Origin of the sequence: Bacillus benzoevorans, assembly GCF_014207535.1 — a bacterium.
GTDB lineage: Bacteria > Bacillota > Bacilli > Bacillales > Cytobacillaceae > Bacillus_BD > Bacillus_BD benzoevorans.
This window is the reverse complement of record NZ_JACHGK010000002.1, coordinates 1-19068: the sequence shown is the minus strand read 5'-3', so window position 1 is coordinate 19068 and position 19068 is coordinate 1. Positions and strand designations below refer to the sequence as shown.

15 protein-coding genes and 1 pseudogene are annotated in these 19068 nt (G+C 39.1%); 10 read left to right on the top strand and 6 right to left on the bottom strand.

Annotated elements, in window-relative coordinates; all coding sequences use genetic code 11:
- The gene (locus HNR53_RS03355) at positions 1-1005 is read left to right on the top strand and encodes an ABC transporter substrate-binding protein (protein WP_184522814.1); all 1005 of its coding nucleotides are present in this window, start codon (positions 1-3) and stop codon (positions 1003-1005) included.
- Positions 1005-1769, top strand: a complete 765-nt coding sequence (locus HNR53_RS03350) for an SDR family oxidoreductase (RefSeq protein WP_184522812.1) — start codon at positions 1005-1007, stop codon at positions 1767-1769. The genes HNR53_RS03355 and HNR53_RS03350 overlap by 1 nt, the downstream gene beginning before the upstream one ends.
- Positions 1770-2092: 323 nt before the next feature.
- Here the strand turns inward: HNR53_RS03350 and HNR53_RS03345 are convergent, their stop codons facing one another.
- The 5 genes from HNR53_RS03345 to HNR53_RS03325 form a co-directional block, all read right to left on the bottom strand.
- Positions 2093-3238, bottom strand: a complete 1146-nt coding sequence (locus HNR53_RS03345) for a Ger(x)C family spore germination protein (RefSeq protein WP_184522810.1) — start codon at positions 3236-3238, stop codon at positions 2093-2095.
- A gap of 14 nt (positions 3239-3252) precedes the next feature.
- Complete coding sequence (locus HNR53_RS03340; RefSeq protein WP_246439255.1) at positions 3253-4800, bottom strand: spore germination protein; 1548 nt, start codon at positions 4798-4800, stop codon at positions 3253-3255.
- A 9-nt stretch (positions 4801-4809) separates the two neighbouring features.
- Positions 4810-5883, bottom strand: a complete 1074-nt coding sequence (locus tag HNR53_RS03335) for a GerAB/ArcD/ProY family transporter (protein WP_184522808.1) — start codon at positions 5881-5883, stop codon at positions 4810-4812.
- Positions 5884-6150: 267 nt separating this feature from the next.
- Positions 6151-6849, bottom strand: coding sequence for an N-acetylmuramoyl-L-alanine amidase family protein (locus HNR53_RS03330; protein WP_184522806.1), 699 nt, complete (start codon positions 6847-6849; stop codon positions 6151-6153).
- A 723-nt stretch (positions 6850-7572) separates the two neighbouring features.
- Complete coding sequence (locus HNR53_RS03325) at positions 7573-8148, bottom strand: recombinase family protein (RefSeq protein ID WP_184522804.1); 576 nt, start codon at positions 8146-8148, stop codon at positions 7573-7575.
- Between the two features lie 146 nt (positions 8149-8294).
- Between HNR53_RS03325 and HNR53_RS03320 the strand changes: the two are divergent.
- The 7 genes and pseudogenes from HNR53_RS03320 (at position 8295) to gerQ (ending at position 16079) form a co-directional block, all read left to right on the top strand.
- A pseudogene (locus HNR53_RS03320) lies at positions 8295-11260 on the top strand (Tn3 family transposase).
- A 122-nt stretch (positions 11261-11382) separates the two neighbouring features.
- Positions 11383-11925: an NADPH-dependent FMN reductase gene (locus HNR53_RS03315; protein ID WP_184522803.1), complete on the top strand. Its 543-nt coding sequence runs from the start codon at positions 11383-11385 to the stop codon at positions 11923-11925.
- A 266-nt stretch (positions 11926-12191) separates the two neighbouring features.
- Entirely contained in the window at positions 12192-13199 is a 1008-nt protein-coding gene (locus tag HNR53_RS03310) for an NTTRR-F1 domain (protein WP_184522801.1), read from the top strand.
- 275 nt (positions 13200-13474) lie between these two features.
- Positions 13475-13933 carry a hypothetical protein gene (locus tag HNR53_RS03305; RefSeq protein WP_184522799.1) on the top strand — a complete coding sequence of 153 codons (459 nt, stop codon included), beginning with the start codon at positions 13475-13477 and terminating at the stop codon, positions 13931-13933.
- 327 nt (positions 13934-14260) lie between these two features.
- Entirely contained in the window at positions 14261-14890 is a 630-nt protein-coding gene (locus HNR53_RS03300) for a L,D-transpeptidase family protein (RefSeq protein WP_184522796.1), read from the top strand.
- 278 nt (positions 14891-15168) lie between these two features.
- Positions 15169-15591: a cell wall hydrolase gene (locus HNR53_RS03295; RefSeq protein WP_221452210.1), complete on the top strand. Its 423-nt coding sequence runs from the start codon at positions 15169-15171 to the stop codon at positions 15589-15591.
- A 134-nt stretch (positions 15592-15725) separates the two neighbouring features.
- Positions 15726-16079: a spore coat protein GerQ gene (gene gerQ / locus HNR53_RS03290; RefSeq protein ID WP_377802029.1), complete on the top strand. Its 354-nt coding sequence runs from the start codon at positions 15726-15728 to the stop codon at positions 16077-16079.
- 69 nt (positions 16080-16148) lie between these two features.
- Here gerQ and HNR53_RS03285 read toward each other — a convergent pair whose 3' ends face one another.
- Complete coding sequence (locus tag HNR53_RS03285) at positions 16149-16556, bottom strand: DUF3641 domain-containing protein (RefSeq protein WP_221452209.1); 408 nt, start codon at positions 16554-16556, stop codon at positions 16149-16151.
- Positions 16557-17007: 451 nt separating this feature from the next.
- On the opposite strand from HNR53_RS03285, the gene HNR53_RS03280 reads away from it, so the two are divergent.
- Positions 17008-17919 (top strand): catechol 2,3-dioxygenase, encoded by a 912-nt coding sequence (locus HNR53_RS03280; RefSeq protein WP_184522788.1) that lies wholly within the window; start codon positions 17008-17010, stop codon positions 17917-17919.
- Positions 17920-19068: the final 1149 nt, after the last annotated feature.

The following is a 19068-nucleotide window of genomic DNA, read 5'->3' as shown; positions in this document are numbered from 1 at the left end:
ATGAAACTCAAAAGTTTATGGATGGTCTTTATTTTATTGTTCCTCGCTGCATGCGGAGCAAAAGAGGAGACAGGTTCAACCAATGAAAAAGAAAAGATGCAGCCGATTACGGTAGCAAACTGGAGTCAGCCGATTACAGAGGCGACCAATCTATTAGTGGATGAAGAAAAGGGTTTTTTTAAAGAAAAGGGAATAGATTTAACGGTGATTCCTGGTGCCGGCGGCGGTGATGCTGTGAAAAATATCCTTTCGGGTCAAGCGGACGTGGCCTTTACCGACCCAGGTTCCCTTTACTTTGCCTTAGATAAGGGAGAAAAATTAAAGGTTATTTATAATATTTATCCTCAGAATGTGTTCAATGTCGTGTCTTTAAAACAAAGTAAGATTGAGAAACCAGAAGATTTAAAAGGAAAAACCATTGGTGTTTATAGTTTAACAAGCGGAACGCGGCAAAATTTATTAATTCTTTTACATCAGGCCGGGCTTACGGAAAAGGATGTCAATATTGTGGAAACAGGCATCTCAAACTTTGCCCCGCTCATGCAAGGACAGGTGGATGCGACAGCCGCCACTGATACTGGCCTTTTCCTTGCGAAACAAAAGGGATTAGGAGATGTAAATGTCATTGAGGTAAAAGATTACCTGAATATCCCAAGTGATGTTTTCGTTGTCACAGAGAAAACATACGAAGAGAAAAAGGACGAGTTGAAGAAATTTATTGCAGCGTATCGTGACAGTGCGGAGTGGATGGTGAAGCATCCAGAAGAAGCAGCAACACTAGCGAAAAAGGCTGCGATTGATGGAAAGGATGAAAAAGTGAATCTGGAGATTATTAAATTGAGGAACGCCTCTAGTATTTCTGCGGGAACAGAAGAAAATGGATTAGGAGCTATGGATGTGTCTGTTTTACAGCAAGGAGCTGATACGTACCAACGGTTAGGTCTGGTGAAGAATAAACTGGATATGTCGCAGGTAATTACAGAGGAGTTCTTGGAGGAAAAATAATGAATTTTCAAGGAAAAGTAGTCCTCGTGACAGGGGCAAGCCGTGGAATTGGAGCAGCGATTGCTCGTGCTTTTGCAAAGGAAGGGGCCTTTGTTATCGTCAATTATCTGCAAAATGAAGCAATGGCGGAAAGAGTGGCGTCCGAGTGTATCGAGCTTGGCGGAGACGGATGGGCGATTCAGGGGGATGTCACCTCTGAATCTGCCGTGAATCGAATGGTTGAACAAGTTGTCTTAGAAACAGGAAAAATCGATGTCATGGTCAATAATGCTTTTAAACCTTTCCAATTTGATCCGGAAAATCGTCAATTAGCTTGGCAGTTGCAATGGGAGGATTACCAGGCGCAAATCGATGGGGCAGTGCGCTCGACCCATTATATGTGTCAAGCCGTCGTTCCAATCATGAAGAAACAGAGTCAAGGCAGTATTATTAACATGATTTCCAACTTAGTCGAAAGACCGATCGTTCCGTATCATGAATACAATACAGCAAAGACCGCGCTATTGGGGTATAGCCGTAACTTGGCTGCCGAAGTAGGAGCGTTTGGCATCAGAGTAAATTGTGTGGCCCCTGGACTTGTTTATCCAACGGACGCCAGCAGAACGACAAAGGAAGAACTGAAGGAAATCATAATTGCGCAAACACCATTAAAAAGAATTGCTACGCCTGATGATATATCCGGACCCGTGATGTTCTTAGCCTCTGCCTGGAGCCGGTTTATGACTGGACAAACGCTATATGTTGATGGTGGATTCGTAATGTAGAGTGAGTGCTGGTGATGAATGGGAGGCATGCCACTCGTTGATCATAATCTAAATTCATAACCATTCGTTTTGTGGGACGCCTTCCAACATGTATAAAGCTGTTGGCACAGTTATACATGTTGGGAGGCGTTTTTTTCCTTTTTCGAGAATTGATCTGAGTGCACAGTCACCTGTCGAAAGACCTCTTTTCTTGCAACTTATAAGGGGTAGCGTCAGGAAAATGCGGATTTACAACGTTAAACTATTTTTTGGATACAAAAACCCTGCTTCTTCAACGCTAAGCAGAAGAAGCAGGGTGGGGGCAATAATTTCCCTTACCAGAATCACGAGGTGGATTCCCCATGTTCATGTAATTTATATCTTCCAGGGTAAACAATATTCACCTCAACATTTACATGACGCAGGGAATCTTGGTTTAAAACGAGTTGCTGTTTTCCTGTGGCAATGTGTTTCCATTGATGTGGATGTTTGCGATACAAAGATTCGCCCAAATTGTAAATATCTATACCCTCTTTAAAAGCTGTTTGATACGTTTTACGGATTTGCTCCTCTATTTTTTCCTGAGCCATTTGTGTGATTTCCTTTTCAGTAAGGTCAGTATGCAATTCATTGATTCCGGCTTTCACATTAACAGAAATGTCGAAAAATGCTTTGTCCAATTTTACAATCGGGGTCACGTCATACTCGGGTTTTTCTGCGACAAGAACAGCAGCAAGCTTCACTTCGGTAAACAAATCAAGAGGCACTCGGATCGTGTGAGTACTTAGCCAGGGCAATCCAGACAGATCCTTAAGATCCATTCGTGCATAATAATTGCCTAGTTCATATACTTGTATGCCTGAATACCTAAGAATCTCTTTTGGTTTATTACTTTCCTGCCATTGACCTTTGCGAAGCGATAATTCCGGTATATAACTGGTTCTAGCCTTTTCGTGTGAGTCCAGTACAAATTGTTGCAGGCGGACCGGAGCAAGGATAGAACGCTGTCTGAAATTTTGCTCGGGATTGAGAAGAATTGATGCCTTTGGCGATAATCTAAAATATGGTGTTGCCAGCAAGATTTCTTCAAGAGGCTCTCTCGTACTGAACAGCCAGGCCAAGTACCTTATTTCACGATAACGGTTGATCAATTCCAGCACTTCTCCGACTTTGTTTTCCTTCATCAATCTCTCGCTGAACAAGATGGCAGAGATTTGTCCCCAGTTTAAGCGCTGTTGTGATGTACTATACAAATCATTTACCGCTTCTGTAAACGAGGAACCTTCGCCTTTTCCCACCCAAACCGGGGGCTGCTCCGCTTTTTGCTGCCCCTCCAGCTTTGCCACTGTCGAGAAATCAAGCAATTGCACATATATGGTGTATTGGCCATCGACATAGTCAATTCCAACAGCCGTTGCATAGTTCATGTTTTGCACTTCATATCTGCTCCAGCACCCGGTAAGGGTGAGGAGGAGGAGAAGTGCAACCATACTTTTATATCTCCTCATTTTTGCCTGTCCCATTGCCTTGTAGAATCTCGTGTCTTCAACATGTCCGGTCGTGTGTTTCGCCATTGCCAAGGTAATCGGAACAAAGCGTTGGCAAAGTCTTTAAATGGAGGTGATATCGGGGCCAAGTAAGGCAAGCCGCATGAACGCAATGAGGCTAAATGGCTGAGCACAATAAATAATCCAAGAAAGAAGCCATAAATGCCAAGCATGGCAGATAGAATGAAAAGAAAGAAGCGTAAAATACTAATTGTTCCAGCTAATGAAAGGCTCGATAAAGTTGAACCAAAAATCTGTGTAATTGCTCCGATGACAACAATACCAGGGGATAAGAATCCTGCACGAATGGCCGCATCCCCCAGTATAAGTCCGCCTACAACCGTTACCGTGGATCCGACTGCAGAAGGGAGTCGGACACCTGCTTCCCGCAATATTTCTAAGAAGATAAGTACAATTAACATTTCAACTGTTACATCAAAAGGGATTCCCAACCGGTTAATCCCCAATGTTGCAAGTAGATAATAGGGCAGTTGATCTTGATGATAGGAAAGAATGGCAACCCAAAATGCAGGCAACAGCAGTGAAAAAAAAATCCCGAGTAAACGAAGCGTTTGACCAAATGTAGACGACAAAGCAGTAAAGTGGATATCTTCAGGTGTTTTCAGGAGCAGGAACAAATTGGCTGGCGCGATTAAGGCAGCCGGTGTACCATCCACAATCAACGCTACACGGCCATTTAGCATACAGCTAACGGTAAAGTCTGGTCTGCCTGTATACCCCATCAAAGGAAACAATGCTTTTGTCGGTTCCATTAATTCTTCTAGCTGAGTGGCGCTAAACGCTCCGTCAATGTGAAGATCATCTAATTTATTCTTTACATCTTGAACAATCTTAGGATCAACAATGTCACGCATGTATAGAATTGCAACGGTTGTTTTCGTGCGAACGCCTACTTTTTTCGTTTCATAAACCATGCTGGTTGATTTGATTCGTTTCCGAATTAACGCCACATTGACTCCCAGTTCTTCCACAAATCCATCTTTTGACCCCCGTACCGAGACCTCAATACTGGATTCTTCCGGATTTCGCGCCGGTTTTTTTGAGATATCCAGGGAGAACAAGGAACGTAGGGTCGGAATAAACAAAAGCAGTTTGCCTTCAAAAATATCCGTTTCGGCCGTTTGCTCCCACTCCTCAAGAGTAACGAACTCCAATTGTAGTTGGCTCGACTCGGCAATTTCCTCATGAAGATGAAAACCATTGTTTTCATAAAATCGGGTCAAATGAGGAAGCGCTGTCTCATGAATGAACGTTTGGTTGTCACTTAAACCCTCACAATAAATCAATAGGATTCTCGATTGTTCATCATTAGGGTTTAATTTGTAAACATGGTGCTTAACATCTTGACACATTTTAAAGTGTTGGATTAGTGATTGTTCATTAAGCGGTTGCAAGACTGTTGCCTCTGTATTAGGCGATGGCCTCTTGCTTTCTGCCCCCTGATTTCCAAATAATCTTATCATTCGTCGGAATAGTTTATTCATCCTAGCTAGTCACTCCTTTTGGCTAATTCTTGAGATGATAATTCGACCGACATACAGGATCAAGGTCCCTACTGTAAAGATACAAAATGAAGGAAAATAAAATCTTCCTAACAGGTCTAGAAAAGCCATGTCGCTAATCGGCAGCAAAATGGCAGCAAGCATGGCGAATGCGCCAAGTAACACGGGTAACCATCTACATTTTTGTAAATTCCATAATTCCCCAGGGAGATAGAGGGAAAGGGACACACGAATGAATGTACCGGATAGCCACTGGTAAATCGAAAAAAAATCGACATGCTCCACATATTCTCCCAGTCTAACGATTCTCCATTGAGCGTAAGCGGGGTATCTCTGGTTAGCCGCTTCATCAGGGCCGAATATCGCAATCGATCCCATCAATGGTCCTAACGTAAGGCCTGTAAGGATGAGGCACATCAACATTAAACTTTTAAATCCAGGTTTCTTTGTTAACTTATGCTGAAACATCAACATCAACAAAGACAACTCCAGCAATCCCCCGGCAACGTAAGGAACACCTTTCCATAATGGAGCTGTCCCGTTTTCTAACAAAGGAAAAAGCAGGGTATAATCTTTAAACTGAAAATTTGCAATCGCCACAAGATGACCCAGAATAACAACAAATGGCAACATTATCCCGCTCACAATCGCGATCGTACGGAGTCCTTGAAAGGCAGCAAAGTAACATGCAACAAGTGTTGTTCCCGCAAGAACTAGTATCGGTGTTTGAGGCAAGTATAACGCGATTGTCCATGTTAGAGTATCTTTTAAGGAAATAAAGCCCATGAGCCATAATAACAAACTATAAATAATAACTAAGATTGCAGATAAAAACTTTCCAAAGTGCTGATCTAGCCACTTCTTAACGTGTTGATTGTTCATGTTTTGAATGATGTAGTTCAAGCAACCAATCCAAACAGGTGAAGCGACAAAAACAAGAAGCACTACAAGCCAGGCATCTCGCTTTGATGCTCCTAGCAGTAACGGGCCAATAATAACGTGGTTCATTAATCCAACCGAAAGCATAATAATCATGTATGACTGAATAGGAGTAATCTTAGGCAAAAATTCACCTCAAATCCAACAATTGGGAATGGAAACATCATGAGCTATAATTCCCTCAACAACTACGTTCTATTCATCTGACATTAAAGCCGTAAGCTAGCACATTTTGAGTCCGGCTTATACCGGTCGGACCAACTTAGAGCAAGAAAAAAACGCTAAGCCGGTCATGATCAAAGGCTTAGCGTATATTTTGTTCATCCATCATGGCTATCCAGTTTGATAAAACTTTAACGTACTCGTAGTCAGGCACCTGTTTTCCAAACGAAACTACACATTTTCAATAATAATCCTTTGTGCAGTTCTCAGGTTGCGTTGTACAGTTCTCAACACATTTTCTTCTTCTGCGTAAGCCCCTACTTGTACACCGTCAACAATTACACGTTTAATAGCCATATCGCTTTTCAGATTAGACGATTTTCTCTTCAAATTAAACGCGCGCGCTAAACCATTAACATGACCTTGAGCGACCGCTTGCCGCCAATTCGGGTCCCTTAGTTTTTGGGCATCGCTTGCATGATCAATAAATCCGTTCTCCGTTAATAAAGCTGGCATTCTGGTTTCTCGCAGTACATGGAAATTGACCTTTTTTTTGCCGCGGTTATGTAAGTTATTTACCTTGAGAACCTCTTCATGCATAATGTCCCGAATTAATGCCGTTCTCGATGTATCAGGCAAACTGTTATGAATAAAGTCTTTAAACCCATGAGCTGAACCGTTATGTGCATTAACTTGGATGGATAGAAAATAATCTGCACCCCAAGCATTCGCATCATCTGTGCGTTCTTGTAAACTGCGTGTAATATCGGTTGTTCTACTCATTTTAATTTGCAGACCTTTATAATGGTTTTCCAAGAGATTTCGGATGCTAAGGGAAATACTTAAGGTAATTTCCTTTTCCTGCATCCCATTGCCAATAGCTCCTGGGTCCACTCCCCCGTGACCAGGATCTAAATATAGTTTAAACATTTTACACCACCTCGTACAAATAGAATATGATCCAAGAGTAAAGGAGGTATAGGAGTTCGTCTGAGATACATATAAAAATAGGTGATAATAGGCTTTACATTTCATTGAATCAGATGATTTATTTATTTTTAAGCAAAGAAATTTTCCAACTGCGAGACCATATGTATGAGAAATAGCAATTAATGCTCCATATTTTTCGTGAGTCATGCAAACTCTTATTCATCTAGACAGTAGGCTGATTGATTATCGATGCTTCTTTCTTAACAAAACACCCAAGTGATTCTCTGTGCATATACTGTATCGTTCCTACAGAATTATGATTAAATACAACTCAATCCATACTCACCACATTTTTCAAATCTATCTTTATTTTTTTAATTTTGTTGAAACACTTGTTTAAATCCTATATAAAATAATCAAGGAGAGGTTAATTTTGCAAATTGCACAGACAACCAAAGTTAGTATCCCTTTCCATCCGTATGGGGGATTGATGCTTCTATTGCGGGTAGATCCATTATTAGAGGTATACTTACCATTGATTCCATTGTAGACAACAAAGTAATGGGTACAGTTAATTTTCGTGGTATACCTTTTCCGATTAATGGGTATTAGAACGAAAGTGCCAAACAAATTAGTTTCGATTCACCATATGCCTCCTTTTTTGGTAACTTGACAATATTTGATGAGACCGCTATAAGCATTCGTCATTTCGTTTTAAATGGATTATTTTTTTCCTTCCGATAGCTTTCTATATAAAGAAGCTCTAGATACATTTGTAATTTCACAAATTTGATTTACAGTCATACCTCCTTCTTTATATAGCTTTACTGCATAATTCATACCTGCGTGATTTTTATGATATTTCTTTAATCGGCCTTTAAACTTTCCTTCTTTCTTGGCCAGCTCAATCCCTTCACGTTGACGCATACGTATAAGATCTCGCTCTAATTGGTTAACACCAGCCATTACTGTAATTAAGAATTGGCTGTATGGATTATCTTCTGATAAATCTAGCCATGTATCCTTGAGTGATTTTAAGCTTGCTTTTTTACTTCGTATTAAATCAATCAATTCAAATAAATTCTGCGTACTTCGAGTGATCCGAGTTAAGTCTGTAACATAAATAATATCACCCTCCTGTAAATCCTCTAACATTTTTTGAAGTTGCTCACGAACCTTTGTTGCTCCAGAAGCTTTTTCTTCAAAAATAATATCCATTCCTATTTCGTTGAGTTGCTGAAATTGCCTTGAAGGATTCTGGCTAGTCGAACTGACACGTATATAACCGATTTTTCGCAAAATATCACCTCAATTTTGAGACAAGCCTTATGAGACGCTCTTAACTATGATTTTATCAGTCTATTACACTTGTATCAATAGAGTACACTCTATTGATATATAATTGAGCTAATAAATTGAAAAATACAGAAATGGGATGATACTGAATGAAAATTGCGAGAGGTAGAGAATTGCTTACATCGGAACAGAGACAGGCTTTTATGCAAATCCCTGAAGATGAATGGATATTGGGGACCTACTTCACCTTTTCCAAACGTGATTTAGAAATAATTAATAAGCGAAGGAGGGAAGAAAACCGTTTAGGGTTTGCCGTTCAATTAGCTGTTCTTGGGTATCCCGGTTGGCCATACACTCATATTAAAAGCATCCCAGATTCGGTTATACAATATATATCGAAACAAATCAGTGCTAGTCCATCCTCGCTTAGCTATTATCCTCAAAGGGAAAATACACTTTGGGATCATTTGAAAGAAATTCGAAGTGAATACGACTTTGTAACTTTTACCCTGAGTGAATATCGAATGACATTTAAGCACCTTCATCAATTAGCTTTGGAAAATGGTGATGCCATTCATCTACTGCATGAATGCATAGATTTTCTAAGAAAAAACAAAATCATACTGCCTGCTATCACTACACTTGAAAGAATGGTGTGGGAGGCAAGAGCAATGGCTGAAAAGAAGCTATTTAATACGGTTAGTCAGTCTTTAACAAATGAGCAAAAAGAAAAACTTGAAGAGATCATAACTTCGCAACTTCCATCCGAATCCAATAAAACAATATTGGGTTGGTTAAAGGAACCACCGGGTCATCCTTCACCCGAAACATTTCTAAAAGTAATAGAACGGCTGGAATACATACGGGAAATAGATTTGGAGACGGTAAAAATTAGTCATTTGCATCGCAATCGCCTGTTACAGCTATCTCGTTTAGGTTCAAGATATGAGCCTTATGCATTCCGTGACTTTCAAGAAAATAAACGCTATTCAATATTAACCGTCTATTTATTAAATCTTACTCAGGAGTTAACGGATAAAGCTTTTGAAATTCATGACAGACAAATACTCAGTCTGTTATCAAAAGGCCGTAAGGCTCAAGAGGAAATTCAGAAACAAAACGGTAAAAAGCTAAATGAGAAAGTTATACACTATACGAACATCGGACAAGCTTTGATCAAAGCAAAACAGGAAAAATTAGACGTTTTTGAGGTTTTAGAATCTGTTATCGAATGGAATTCTTTTGTCTCTTCAGTCGAAGAAGCTCAGGAGCTTGCACGCCCTGCCGACTATGATTATTTAGACTTACTGCAAAAACGGTTTTATTCACTAAGAAAATATACGCCAACGCTATTAAGAGTATTGGAATTTCATTCCACAAAGGCAAATGAGCCACTTTTAAAGGCTGTTGAGATTATCCGAGGAATGAACGAATCCGGAAAACGAAAAGTTCCTAATGACTCACCTGTGGATTTTATTTCAAAACGATGGAAAAAGCATTTATACGAGGATGATGGTACAACAATAAATCGTCATTACTATGAAATGGCTGTTTTATCAGAACTTCGGGAGCATATTCGGGCAGGAGATGTTTCTATTGTTGGCAGCAGACAATATAGGGATTTTGAGGAATATTTGTTTTCGGAAGATATATGGAATCAATCGAAGGGGAATACGAGATTATCAGTTTGTTTATCATTCGAAGATTATATAACAGAGAGAACCAGTAGCCTTAATGAAAGGTTAAAGTGGTTAGCTGCCAATTCCAACAAGTTAGATGGGGTTTCTCTTGAAAAAGGAAAAATGTCACTTGCACGCTTAGAAAAAGATGTTCCAGAAGAAGCAAAAAAATTTAGCGCAAGCCTTTATCAGATGCTACCAAGAATAAAATTAACTGATTTACTTATGGATGTTGCTCATGTAACAGGATTTCATGAGCAATTCACTCATGCTTCCAATAATCGAAAACCAGATAAGGAGGAAACAATCATTATCATGGCTGCCCTTTTAGGAATGGGAATGAATATTGGCTTAAGCAAGATGGCCGAAGCCACACCCGGACTTACATATAAGCAACTAGCCATGTATCTCAATGGCGCCTGTATGAGGATGCAATGAATAAGGCCCAAGCCATATTAGTAAATTTCCATCATAAATTACAATTGTCCTCCTATTGGGGCGACGGTACAACATCCTCGTCAGATGGTATGAGAATGCAGATAGGTGTTTCATCACTGCATGCAGATGCAAACCCACATTACGGGACTGGAAAAGGAGCCACCATCTACCGTTTTACGAGTGATCAATTCTCTTCCTATTACACAAAGATTATTCATACAAATTCAAGGGATGCGATTCATGTTTTGGATGGATTGTTGCACCATGAGACGGATCTAAATATAGATGAGCATTATACAGACACAGCTGGTTACACAGACCAAATATTCGGGCTGACTCATTTATTAGGATTTAAATTTGCTCCAAGAATAAGAGATTTATCAGATTCAAAATTATTTACAATAGATAAAGCAAGTGAATATCCGAAATTAGAAACCATTTTACGTGGACAAATAAATACAAAGGTCGTTAAAGAAAATTATGAAGATGTTTTGCGATTAGCTCATTCTATAAGGGAAGGAACAGTTTCAGCATCTCTTTTTATGGGTAAACTAGGTTCCTATTCAAGACAAAACAGCTTAGCTACCGCCTTACGTGAGATGGGCCGAATAGAAAAAACGATCTTTATTTTGAATTATATATCGGATGAATCATTAAGAAGAAAAATACAACGAGGATTGAATAAAGGAGAAGCCATGAATGGATTGGCAAGGGCTATTTTCTTTGGAAAACAAGGTGAACTTAGGGAACGAACCATACAGCATCAATTGCAAAGGGCCAGTGCCTTAAATATAATCATTAATGCCATCAGTATCTGGAATACCTTACATCTAACAAAAGCAGTCGAATATCAAAAACAGTCTGGTAGTTTTAATGAAGAATTAGTACACCATATGTCGCCTCTAGGTTGGGAACATATTAATTTACTAGGAGAATATCATTTTAATCCGGAGAAGGTAATCTCTATAGGCTCTTTAAGACCACTAAAACTATCTTAACGTTGTTAAAAATGGGGGAATCGTCTCGAAAATGTGCTTAGCGTTGTAAATCCGCATTTTCCTGACGGAACCCCTATAAGAAATAATTCTAATATTAATAGGAAGATATGGAGGAATGAGAAATGGAAATTGTTGCTATTGTTGGAAGTATTCGTGAGGACTCTTATAATCTAAAGCTGGCTCAATATGTACAAAAGCGTTATCAAGAGCGTTTTGATCTTGAAATATTAAACATTCGTGAAATTCCATTTTATAACCAGGATATTGAAAATGATCCTCCGGAAGTGGTCACCGATTTAAAAAACAAAGTGAAAAATGCAGATGCTGTTTTATGGGTGACACCTGAATACAATGGTACCGTTCCTGGCGTTTTAGTCAATGTCATTGACTGGTTATCACGTGTCGATAAGGTCATGATTGGCAAGCCATCATGGATTATGGGGGCATCAATGGGAAATCTGGGAACAGTAAAGGCCCAATTGCATTTGCGTGATATTTTATTCTCACCAGGCATTAATTCTCCACTGCTGCCAAGTAATGAAGTATATGTTGGCGCCGTACATACGAAAATCAATGCGGACGGAGACATTACAGATCAATCAACAATTGAGTTTTTGGGTTCCGTTGTGAATAATTTTATAGCTTGGTTTAACCAGCAAAAGTAAATAATTCGGTATGAAAAAATACCAAATGGTGGTGTCAGCCCCTGCAGCGTTAACGCATTAATGTAGTGGGGGCTGACCCTTTCCCGAAAAGCTGCTCTGACTATTGAGCAGCTTTTTTTGCATATTTGGCATGAACGATTATGTAAGCATGACTTGATTACGGCTTTCATTTTACAAATTCTGTTGGAAGTGTATGGGTAAATAAACAAGCTAAAACAATGAACTTTAATATATATATTGAAGTTAAAGAATGGGAGGTGAGTTTATTGATCAGTAACCGTATTGTAAATGGTGGATTTGAGTCAGGTCAACTCCTGCCATTTTCTTTTACTGGAGGTGGTTCTAGCGGTGTTAGGATTGTAAGTGGAAATAGCCATTCTGGTCCTTTCAGTGCAAGAATTCTTGGCGGCTCAAGCACAATTACTCTTTCTCAAAGTGTTCCTATCACTCCAGGAGAAAATTTCGAATTCTGTGTTTCACTCGCAAAAATTGGAACCAATACTAGTCCGCCAATCTCTATCGTGATCACATACAGAGATAGTAGTTCTAATCCATTAGCAACCGCACTAATGACCAATTTTCAGAGTGGCAGACTTCCAAACAACGATGAAAGAGATTGGATGGAAATTTATAGGACGACTACTATTGCACCCGATGGAACGACAGATGCATTAGTACAGATTATCAAGAGTGGTCTTTCTAATAGTGCATCTATTGTTGTTGATGATGTGGCACTTTTAGCTGTTACTGGTACCGGCCCCCAAGGCCCCCCTGGACCTCAAGGACCTCAAGGACCTCCTGGGCCATCAGGGGGAGGACCAGCACTTTTTGTTTCCACCGGACCTGTAGACGAATTCATTCCTTCTAAACCGGATGATTTTTTTATTATGGATATTGTCGTAACCACCACTGAAGCTAATCAAAGGGTGTTATTAGATGGGTATATAGAAACAATCGCCAAAGCTTATGCTGATCCAGGCGGGTTTCCAACGTTTGATATTTCACTGTTATATTTTCTATTTCGAGGCACTGCGACTTCTCCTAGTTTTCTAAAAATTGCTACTGTAAGTGGAAGGCACCTTAGACCTGACTTTGAGCCTCCAGGCGGTCTTTTTTATACCTGGACCTCCATCTTAAAGGGTGTGGATATTCCAGGTCCAGCAGGAACCTATGAATATCAAGTAATCGTTCGGGGGGCTGGTGTTGCTCCATTTGATGAGCTTTCATGTATGGGTGGGCTTACTGCAACTGTGTACCCTCCGGCTGCACAATAAAATAATTGTTTCTAAAATATGCTTACATTGAATGTAAGGGATGCAGGGACAGATCCAAGTTTATCCCCTCATTGTGATGGGATGATGGACCTGTCCTTCTTATTATTTCTTTATATAGTATTCAAAGATATATATAGGATAATAAATGAAAATTACGACGATTATATACATAGGATTTTTATTACCTGCGTAGTGGGTGAAGAATCATTTCCAATTATAAGGGAAAAATATGTTATCATTTAAGCGAATTCGTTTATCAATAAGGGGCATTTTTTATGGTGCTACTAGTTATTTCCGTTATTATTTTTAACACTGTTGCTTATAAGATGAAAAACCAGCATCTTACTAAAAATCAAATCGTCCACATTTGGGCGTTTACAATCATCTTTATAACTTGGGCTGATCTGATTATTGATGAAAAGACGGGTGGTTACTGGTATTTTGATAAAGGAATTGAATGGCACAACTTTTTGGTCTATACAATCCTTGTACCACCAGTAAATATTATATTTTTGAACTGGTATCCTTATCATGTTTCTTGGTTAAAAAAGATTCGTTATTATATTTTTTGGATTACTTTTATAACCGTATATGAACTCATTGCATTACTGCCCGAACCTTGGGGCTTCTTTCATTATGGCTGGTGGAAAATGCAGTATTCCATAATGTTGGACCCTTTTTTACTATTAAGTTTACGGGCTTACTATAAATGGATATGTAAAATTGAAAAATGATCGGATTCAATCTTGATTAATTTGGGACTCCATTCCTTTTTTTTCCTAAATTTCCTGTATTTTATATTCTTACTTATTAACGGAACATGGGACAGGGGACTGACCTCTGTCCCTATGGGAAGTCTAATCTTTTCCATTCATATTTCATGTTTTTTGTGCAGATAATACGGTTTGTAACTTAATAAAAAATTGAAGGGATTAACTAAGATAAATAATTTGAGGGGGAATTTACAAACAATACTTACTAACAAAGAACTCGTTGAAAAACACTAAAAAGAAGGTGTATGAGTAATTGGAAAAGTAAAGAAATTATTTGCTGCACAAATAATGGTTCTTGTCGTTACCTTATTCTCGACTACGAACGTCCATGGGGAACATAATGATCATATATACATAAGGATAAATTTATGGACAAATGAACTCATTGTTTTAAAAAATGACGAAGTAATTAAGAAATTTTTTGTTGCGTCAGGTACTGAAAGTTCTCCTACTCCGATTGGGCTTTTCAAGGTGGAAGAAAAATCAAGATCATGGGGAGGCGGGTTTGGTACAAGGTGGTTAGGTTTAAACGTTCCTTGGGGACAATATGGGATACATGGAACAAATAAACCGAGTCTAATTGGTAAAAATGTAAGCGGTGGTTGTATTCGTATGCGGAATAGAGATGTAGAGTCATTATTTGAACTAATCCCCACAGGGACAATGGTCTATATAGAAGGACCTATTACTGGAAAAGGTAAAGGAGAGTTTAAAAACCTATCTTTTGGTTCGAAAGGAAATCTAGTACAACTTGTTCAACATAGATTAAAAAACATTGGGTTGTATGGTGGAATAGAAAATGGTATTTATGATGTAAGCACTGAAAGAGCAATCGAAAAGTTTCAGAAAATAAATAATTTACCAGCAACTGGCGCAGTAACGATTCAAGAGTATGTTCTATTAGGTTTATTAGAATAATTCAGTAATTTCAATTTAGTTTCTTGTTTCACGAAAGCTGCTTTAGTTAAATATTGTTAAATGACAAAGCGACACCATTTCAGGTGTCGCTTGTTTGTTTAGCTCCTGATCTTTAGCTTTTGCATTTCGTTGAGGATAAAATTCTAAAGTATGGGCTGACAGGCAAGGTACCAAAATTGGCTTCAGGTAATAAGTTACCAGTATAAGTTGAAGGGAGTGAGAAAGTGGGGAGAAGAATAAAACATACTTCACGTGACGTGGAGGAGCTATCAAGGCTCATGCTGGCAGAAGCGACCGGTGAAGGAGTCCAAGGGATGAATATGGTGGGAACGGTTGTGTCCAATCGGGTTGAAGCTGACTGTGCTCCTGACTTTAAAGGGTTGCGCAATATCAGACATGCGATCTATCAAACCATACCAGGTACTGGAATTCCTCATTTTGAGCCTGTCTTAAATGGAACATTGTATACACAACGTCCCAAAGAAGCTGACCTCCAAAGGGCTAGGAGGTTGTTGAATGGTCATAGGGAGCCTCGATCCAGAATGAGTTTATGGTTTTTTAACCCCAGTCCAGGGAAAAGGTTCCGAGCTCCTTGTACCCAAACAATGCCAAGATCACCCATGACGACGTTCGATTTCGCGCACAAGAACCATTGCTTTTATGTCGCGGTACCGGGCTACTGCCCAGAGTTTTATAGATAAATTAAAAAGGAGTTGATCTTCTCATGACTTATGGAGATTCTAGTTATTATTCAATGAATTATAATCCTGGTTTTTATCCAGATTCCATGATGCGGAGCATGGGCGCACAACAACCAAGCGGTTCCGTAGCGCCCATGCATTCTGGACCAGCGTATGCAGTCCCAGTGGTTCCGATGGGGGCTGGGCAGCAATTTCCGGGAGGCGCGATAGAAGAATCATTTATCGAAAATATCCTACGTTTCAACAAAGGTAAGATTGGTACATTCTACTTTACTTATCAAGGTAATAACAAATGGAATGCGATGGTTTACCGCGGGCGGGTAGAAACGGCTGGTCGTGACCACATCATCATCAGCGACCCTGCCAGCGGCAAACGCTATCTGTTGATGATGGCAAATCTCGATTGGGTAGAATTCGATGAACAAATTAACTATCCCTTCGCGAAAATTAATCCAGATGTTCAGGCTTCCTTGACGACAACTGAGTGAGTTTGAAAAGGACACGGTGACAGGTACTTTGTCCCGATCACGCAACATGGGACAGGGGACCTGTCCCCCTTAAACAAGCGCTCCCCCACAGCTAGAGCCTGCTCCAGCTGTGCAACCATAAAAATGATTTCCAAATACAATTTCTCTATCTAATGTTTCTTTTTCTAATAGTTCTTGTAGTGTTTTTGCACCTTTTGTCTGCATATTGATCATTTGATTAAAATCACAGTCATAAAGCAATCCATCATATCCCACAGAAATTTGGCTTCTGCACATGATATTCTTAGCAGCTTCATCATTATAGTTATCTTCTAACAATGTTTCATACTCTGCCAACGAATTATTCCTCTTCAAATTCTGGGCAAAGCGGCCAATCGGAAGATTTGTAATGGTAAAGAGATGATTGAACGATAAATTGTAATTTTCTCCTAGAATTCTTTTATAATCATTCTCTAAACCTTGTTGACTGCCTGGCAAAAAGGATCCCCCTGGATTGTACACAAGATTAAGTTCTAAGCCTTTCTCCCTTCCATATCCAGCTGCATTTAACTTCTTTAGTACTTCCATACAAGTTGAAAACGTTCCTTCTCCACGCATAGCATCTGTATTTTCCTTAGTTACTCCTTGGTCCTTAGAATGATCAAAGGACAGAGGGATAGGTACATTGTTCCGGGTTATTCCTGCTAATCTGAGTGCCCGTGTCACTTGGTGAAAACAGCTGTATCTTAAGGTTGAAGTGATCGAAGAATTTTGGCGTTTGCTAAAAAATTGCAGTTTCGTAGGATTGTGACGAAAATTCTCATAAAATTAGTAGATTTTTGCTGTTACAATTTGATAGTTTTTAATATAAAATTAGTAATGAAAGTGTTTACATTGTTTATTAGAGAATGGGAGTTTCGAATCTATTAAGATATGAGGGGGAAGTAAAATGACAATCATGCGTTTAGGCAGAGTACAATTAAGAGTACCTAATTGGGAAGAAAGTATTGAGTACTACAAAAATGTCATCGGTTTAATTGAAACTTATCGTGATGAGAATCATGTTTATCTTAAAGCATGGGATGAACACGATCATCATAGCGTTATCCTGGAAAAAGCCGATTCCGCCGGTTTAGATCATCTTGCTTTTAAAGTAAGATTCGATGAAGATTTAGATACGTATGAGAAAAAATTAAATGAATATGGTGTGGCGACAGAACGTATTCCGGCTGGAACAAGGGTTGCTGAAGGGGAAGCCGTTCGTTTCCAAGTTCCAACAGGACAATATATTGAATTATATTCTCAAATTGAAAAAGTGGGGAATGGACTTCCATTAGTCAATCCTGCTCCATGGCCTGATGGCTTAGTGGGTATGGCGCCTCCGCGTCTTGACCATCTTTTAATTGCAGGGGAAGATGTTGAAGGAACGACGAAATTATTACAAGAAGTTTTTGGCTTCAGTATGGCTGAAAGGGTTGTCCTTGAAGATGGTGAAACCCCGCTGGCTACATGGCTGTTTGTTTCAAATAAAGCGCATGATATCGCTGTTATCAAAGGGCCTAACGGCGGCTTACACCATATCGCTTTCTATTTGGAAGAGTGGAGTGATATCCGTAAAGCAGCTGATATTATCGGGAAAAATAATATCTCTCTTGATAAAGGACCGGTTCGCCACGGGATTACCCGCGGAACAACTATCTACTTCTTTGATCCATCTGGAAACCGTAATGAAGTATTCTGCGGCGGTTATATTGCTTACCATGATAATCCAACGATTACATGGACGATTGATAATGTGGGAGAAGGAATTTCATTTTTCGATAAAGATCCTGGCGAAAGATTTACAACCGTATTCTCCTAATCTGAGTGCCTGTGCCGCTTGTTGAAATTTGTCCAATAAATACTCCTGACAGTAAGGCGTATTTGAATTATATTAGTTTCGACTAATACTAGTTAGTTTATAACGAAAATGGTCCATCCAGCTGAAAATTGGATGGACCATTATTCGTTTTTTATCGGATTTCCGACAGAAGACTCCCACCTCAAGGAATACCAACCTTGATTGCGACAAATGTGCAGGAGTACAACACTCGGGCAATTCACCTGCTGGTACAAAAGATGGACAGTGAACATGATATTTTTTAGTGATCTCATTTTTATTATCATGTTCCACTTTGTGCTAAATACACATAAAAACCATCATTCCATCGCCCTTTTATTTTATAATTTATTTTATCCAGTTTAAATTAAGAATTATAAAATCGCTTTAAGCAGGTATATAAATTTCAAAAAGGGGACATTTTAATTAGAGTAGGGGGAACAAACAGATGATTAAATCATCAACCTTTGAAATGAGGTGTCTGTCAAGGACAAGTCATTCAGGTAACCCATATGCTTAGCAATGCTTCTATAAAGGGATGGTTGTCATGCACGACCATAATGATCTGATACACCAATCGTTTCAAACCCATTTGAAAATGAGGTGTTTATCAAAATAACATAACCCAATTTTCCTAAAGTTGTAAAAACTAAAAGAAATAGGGGATGGTTAGCTTGAACAAAGGATCTGTTTCTAAATAAACACGAACATTTTTTATAAAAATGAAAAATGAGGTGTTTACCGCAGAAAATAACCTGTAATAGAACGTAAGTATATAAAACATTCCCCTACAAAGGGCGGGATTCTATGCGAATCCCGTCTTTTTCATTTGCATTCTGTTACCTCTTCATGTTTTTCTTCCTCTATTTTAGTTGCTTTTTTATTTTATATATTGCAACGATTGGAAGAAGAATGAAAAGAGAGAAATAGTTAACTTGATTAGCAGGAAGCAAGTTTATATAATGATGCTGGAGTAAAAGTATGGAACTAAAATAGGAGCTAGATGTTATTACTTTTAGGAAAGAAGGCGGGTCAATGTAACTGCTAAACTAAATTGAACAGTTTTTGCTAGATAGAAATGAACACTTTTCCTCCGACTACTCATCCAGTTAAGCTATTATTATATTTTAA